This is a genomic window from Desulfobacteraceae bacterium (assembly GCA_022340425.1).
Taxonomy (GTDB): domain Bacteria; phylum Desulfobacterota; class Desulfobacteria; order Desulfobacterales; family JAABRJ01; genus JAABRJ01.
This window is the reverse complement of sequence record JAJDNY010000053.1, coordinates 1-5,342: the sequence shown is the minus strand read 5'-3', so window position 1 is coordinate 5,342 and position 5,342 is coordinate 1. Positions and strand designations below refer to the sequence as shown.

The following is a 5,342-nucleotide window of genomic DNA, read 5'->3' as shown; positions in this document are numbered from 1 at the left end:
CCAGCCCATCGTTGACCACCATGGTCAGGGGAACGTAGTCCTCCGCCAGGGCGTCCAGCAGGCGGTCCAGTATGCGCTCCTCCTCGTGAAGCCGCATGGGCTTTGGCGGCCCCAGAAAATGGGGGCGCAGCAGTCGCCCCGGGCTGAAACGGGCCTTGGATATCTCCAGCTCCGGGCTGGGTTCTTTGCTTTTGCCCTTGGAGCGGTAGAGTTTCCACTTGTGGCTGAGCGGGTCGAAGTAATCCGCCATCTCCCCGACGGTTTCGCTGTGCCCCAAAAACAGCAGACCGTTTGCGTTGAGGGAAAAATTGAAGTACTCCAGCACCTTGCGCTGCAGCACGGGCTGGAGGTAGATCAGCAGGTTGCGGCAGGTGACCAGATCGATATTGGTGAAGGGCGGGTCCTTGATCAGGTTGTGCTGGGCGAAGACCACCATCTCCCGGATGCTGCGGGCGATCTGGAACGAATCGTCGCGGCGGATGAAGTACTTGGACAGGTAGGGGGGCGCCAGGTCCGCGGCGATGCTCTCGGGGTAGATGCCGTTTCCGGCTTGGACGACGGCATCGCTGTCCACGTCGGTGGCAAAGATCTTGACATTGATCTTTTTGCCCGCGCTTTCCACCGCCTCTCGGCAGATCATCGCCAGGGTATAGGCTTCCTCGCCGGTGGAGCACCCCGCCACCCAAAAGCGCACCAGCGGGCTTTGCACCCGCTCCAGCAAGGCCGGCAGGTATTCTCTGGCAAGTAGGTCGAAGGCCTCCGGGTCGCGGAAGAAGCTGGTCACCCCGATAAGCAGCTCTCGGTAGAGGATGGACACTTCCCGGGGGTAGCTCTCCAGGAATTTGACATAGTCGCGCAGCTCGTTGATGTGATTGATGGTCATCCGCCGTTCGATCCGGCGCACCACCGTCGAGGGTTTGTAGTAGGTGAAGTCGATCTTGTGCCGATCCCGCAGAAGGGCGAAGATGCGCGTCAGTCCGTCCTCATCGGTCAGGATGGTGTCGGAGCGCGCCGAGCGGGTCTGCTCGGGGTGTTTGACAAAGCGCAGCAGCTGCCGGGGCATCTCCTCGGGCGGCAGGATGAAGTCGGCCAGCCCGGTGGATATGGCGCTGCGCGGCATGCCGTCGAACTTGGCGCTGGCTTCGTCCTGGACCATCACCATACCGCCGGATTCCTTGATGGCCCGCACCCCACGCATGCCGTCGCTGCCGGTGCCCGACAAGATGATGCCGACGGCCTTTTCGCCCTGATCATCCGCCAGGGAGCGCAGAAAAATGTCGATGGGCAAAAAAATCCCCGAGCGCGACCGCTCCGGATCGCTGAGGAGCAGCTTGCCGTGGAAGATGGTCAGGTGTTTTTTGGGCGGGATCAGGTAGATGCTCCCGGCGCTGACGCGCATGCCGTTTTCTGCGCGGTGAACGGGCATTTGGGTGCGCTTGGAGAGCAGCTCGGCCATCAGGCTCTTGTAGTCCGGGGAGAGATGCTGAACGATGATGAAGGCCAGGGCGTTGTGGGGGGGCATGTTTTTGATGAAGGCCTCGATGGCCTCCAAACCGCCGGCCGAAGCGCCGATGCCCACGTAATGGCTGGGGGTTTGCGCGTCTACCGGGCTGGCCGCGGCAGCGGGACCGCTCGGGTTTTCACGGGGGGCGTGGGGGCGGTTGTCGGATGTCATGGTGGCGGCCTCCCTCTGGTTCCGACGGTTTGCAAGCGCTGCGTCACGGCGCGCCGACCTAGTCGGGCCGCTCCAGCGGCCCCCGGCCGGCGGGCTGCATGCCCCGGCGGAAGCCTGAAGCCAGGCCCACCGCGGTTTTGGTGGGACTGAGACGCAACATAGGCACGCACCAATCAAGAATCAACCGGTTTCGGGCCGAGGCTTTGAAAATCATAGCCGACCGGCTTGAATCGGTCTCCAGGGGGGGCGAAGCGGATGGAGGAGCGGCGGCGGCCCAGCCCGGCCTCGGGCGGGGCCTGTGGGCCGGGAGGCGCGGATCTTTCAGCCCTGGCTGTCGTTGCGGGCCGAAGGGGCGGCATGGTAAGCGGGCGCCGGATAACCTTCCCGGCGGGAGGCGGCGACGGCCCGGTTGGCGATATCCTGAACCTTCTCGTAGGCCTGTTCGTTTCTTTTGGACAGATCGTTGATTTGAGCCGTCTGGGAAGCCACCAGCTTTTCAAGCGCCTCGATTTTTCCCAGGAGGACGTTCTTTTCACCCTCGAAGCGGGCTTGCATCAACGCCTGGGCGTTTTCGGAGGCCCGCGTGATGCGCTCGCTGGCTTCCGCCACGGCCGCCTGAACCGCAGCCTCGCTGCGCTTGGGGAAACTTTCGACCTCTTTTTGGAGGGCCGCCATCTCTTTTTCCCGTACGGCCAGGGCTTCCTCCCGGGCATCGAGTTCGGCCTTGCGCTGCTGATGGGCGGTTTCAAATTCGCCGCGCTTTACGGCGATCTCCTTGGCAAGGGCCTGCAGCTCGTCCTCCAGCGCGTTTTGGCGCTGTTCCTTTTCCCGAGCAAAGGCGTACGCGTATTCCTCCTTTTCCCGTTGGCGCTGGGTGTCGAGGGCCTCCGCCTGCTCTTTGACCCGCCGATCATGCTCGGCCTTTTCGCGCTGCCAGCCGGCGCGCATTTCCTGCATCTCGGTCTCGAAGGCCGCTTTCTGGGCTGCCATCTCGTGCTCGTATTGCGCTTTCTTCGCACGCTGGGCGTCAATCAGGGCGGCCAGGTCGGAGGCGGCCGTTTCCACCTCGTAGAGGGTGTCGAGCTCCTCGCGTTTGGTTTCGATGGCGGACTTAATCTTGCGGTAGGTTTCGATTTCGTGCTCGAAGCGCTCCGCCAGGTCGGTCAATTCACGGCTGATCGTCCCACGCAGGTCGTGCAGGCGCTGCACGGGGTCCTGCGCCGCCTGGGCGTCGGCGGTGGTTGCGGCCGTTTGTTTTTCCAGCCGTTTGCGGGCCTTCTCGGCATCCAGCAGGTCCTTGGTCAACGTGTCGACACGTTTTTTGGCCTCCTGGTAAGCGTCCAGCAGTTCTTTTTTGGTGTTGGCCATGGAGACGTTGGCGAGTTCGGTTTCCTGGGTCATGGTGCCGTCCTGTTAGGGGGTGGTGCCGAGTTTTTCAATTTTCGCTCAAATACCACGGGCCGCTGGCGCAGTCAAACGGGTATCGCCGCGATCAAGCGGTGCGTGTCAGCGGGCAGGCCCTCGCCGCTAAAAAGGGTTTTCGAATGCGTTGGCTGGCACCGGAGCTATATTTTGGAAGTGCGCAGCAGCATGTCGGCCTCGGCGCTGCGGATTTTTTCCTCCTGGTCGTGTTTGCGCTTTCTGGCCTTGTCCAGCTTTTCGGTCAGATCGTCGAAGTCCGCGGGTTTGAAGAGAAAATCGTATGCGCCGAGCTTCATGCCCTGGATGGCGGCCTCCATGGTGCCGTGGCCGGTGAGCATGATCACCTCCACCAGGGGGTGGCGCTTCTTGATTTCCTGCAGGGTTTGAATGCCGTCCATGCCCGGCATTTTGACATCCAGGATGACGACGTCGATATCCGATTTTTCCAAGGAGTCCAGGCACTCCTGGCCGCTGAAGGCCGAGACGACCTTTTCGCCCTTTTCGGTGAGCCGCAGGCTCAGCATTTCCACGAAATCTTCCTCATCATCGACCAGCATGATGTAACTGGGTGTTTTGAACATGGCGCTTCCCCTTGTTTCAGGTGGTGGGCTTGCCCGAAGCAAGCCCTTGGGTGAAAAAAACCTCTCTTCGTGGTGCATCGAACCGCTATTTGACAAACCCGATCAATGGCCAGTAGACCATGACGCTCAGGGTGCAAATCGCCAGCAGGATCAGGCACCAGGGAACCGCGATCTTGATGAACTCCTTCTGGCTGAAGTAGCCGGTGCTGTATGCGATGATGGTGGGGGGGCAGCCGATCACGAGCATAATAAAGGAGGTCGTCATGGGCGCCAGCATGGCCACGGACTGGGGCGACATCTGCATCAGCTCGGCCATGGGCAGGGTGATGGGGAGCATCAGGGCCACGGCCGCCGAGTTGCTCATCAGGCTGGAGAGGAACGACCCGAAAAAACCCATCCCGTAGTAGACCACAAACGTGGGCTGGCCGTCCAGCAGCGGCAGCAGGGTCTCGGCCAGAAAGCGCCCGGCGCCGCTGTCCAGCATCGAAACCCCCAGCGAGACCCCGGCGCCGAAGACGATCCAGGACTCCCACGGGAATTTGTCGCAAATGGCCCGGAAGCTGATCCAGCCGGGCGCGCAGAAGCCCAGCAGGGCAAAGGCCGCCGGCACGCTGTAGTGCCAGCCGGTCAGGTCGCCCGAGAACCAGAGAATGAACGTGATCACAAAGACCACCAGGACCCACCACTCCTGGCCGCTCATGGGGCCCGGGTCGGCCAGCTCGATGCCCACCAGCTCTTTTTCCTTGGGCCGCAGCAAAACCCACAGGATCGCCCAGGTGGCGACAGCGGTCAGGATGCAGATGGGGAACTGGATGACGATGTATTCCAGAAAGCCGATTTTGATCTGCCCCCCGCTGAACTTCTGAAGGATCTCCAGGGCCAGCGGGTTGCGCCCGCCGCCCAGCAGGGTGGCGAACCCGCCGGCCGAGGCCGACAGCGGGATGAGCAGAAAGAAAAAGGTGGGCAGCCGGTGGCCCTTGCCCGGCTTCATCCCCATGCTCATGAAGACCGGCACGAAGGCAAAGACCATGATGACCGTGATCGTGGCGTCGTGAAAGACGGAGGAGGTGAGGGTGCAGCCGATGGCCAGAATCAGGCTCAAGCGCTTGACCTTGGTGCCGGCAAACTTCAGCAGGTAGTTCATCAGGCGGTTGGCCAGGCCGACCTCGTTTAGGACCACCCCGAACATCATGATCATCAACACGAACATGACCGCCGGGCTGGCAAAGGGCGCCCAGGCCTTCTGGGCGGGCTGGATCTTTAAAAGAATCAGCCCCGCGCCCGCCAGCAGAGCCGTCACGCCGATGGGCACCGCCTCGCTGACCCACAGGATGACAATGGTCGTCAACAGCGCCAGCAGCCGGTGGCCTTCGGGGGTCAGATTGTCCGGCCTGGGCAGCATCAGGATCAGGATGCCCACTGCCAGCGCCACTACCGATTTGATGACGATAGATGTCGTGGTGACCTCTTTCTCGATGGATTCGACTTCGGCCATGTTCTACCTCGCGGTTTTGATTTTTATTTCTTGCAGGCCTTGATATTGTTGCAAACATAGGCAAACACATCGGTCAGCCGCAGAATACCGACAATTTCTTCCCCCCGGGTAACCAGCAGCGAGTTGTGCCTTCCAAGGAGCATCTGGTGAATGGCCTCATCCAGGCCGG

At 61.7% G+C, this 5,342-nt stretch carries 4 protein-coding genes; all 4 read right to left on the bottom strand.

The window, feature by feature from the left end:
• The coding region (locus LJE63_04875) for a chemotaxis protein CheR (protein ID MCG6905937.1) at positions 1–1,675 on the bottom strand (1,675 nt) is incomplete at its 3' end.
• Positions 1,676–1,996: 321 nt separating this feature from the next.
• Complete coding sequence (locus LJE63_04870; GenBank protein MCG6905936.1) at positions 1,997–3,076, bottom strand: hypothetical protein; 1,080 nt, start codon at positions 3,074–3,076, stop codon at positions 1,997–1,999.
• A gap of 164 nt (positions 3,077–3,240) precedes the next feature.
• Positions 3,241–3,678, bottom strand: coding sequence for a response regulator (locus LJE63_04865; protein ID MCG6905935.1), 438 nt, complete (start codon positions 3,676–3,678; stop codon positions 3,241–3,243).
• A gap of 85 nt (positions 3,679–3,763) precedes the next feature.
• Positions 3,764–5,173 carry an anion permease gene (locus LJE63_04860; protein ID MCG6905934.1) on the bottom strand — a complete coding sequence of 470 codons (1,410 nt, stop codon included), beginning with the start codon at positions 5,171–5,173 and terminating at the stop codon, positions 3,764–3,766.
• Positions 5,174–5,342: the final 169 nt, after the last annotated feature.

What these genes read in the sequence shown, in the direction of transcription:
- LJE63_04870 (MCG6905936.1), bottom strand. Translation starts at nt 3,076, where the DNA reads ATGACCCAGGAAACCGAACTCGCCAACGTCTCCATGGCCAACACCAAA.
- LJE63_04865 (MCG6905935.1), bottom strand. Translation starts at nt 3,678, where the DNA reads ATGTTCAAAACACCCAGTTACATCATGCTGGTCGATGATGAGGAAGAT.
- LJE63_04860 (MCG6905934.1), bottom strand. Translation starts at nt 5,173, where the DNA reads ATGGCCGAAGTCGAATCCATCGAGAAAGAGGTCACCACGACATCTATC.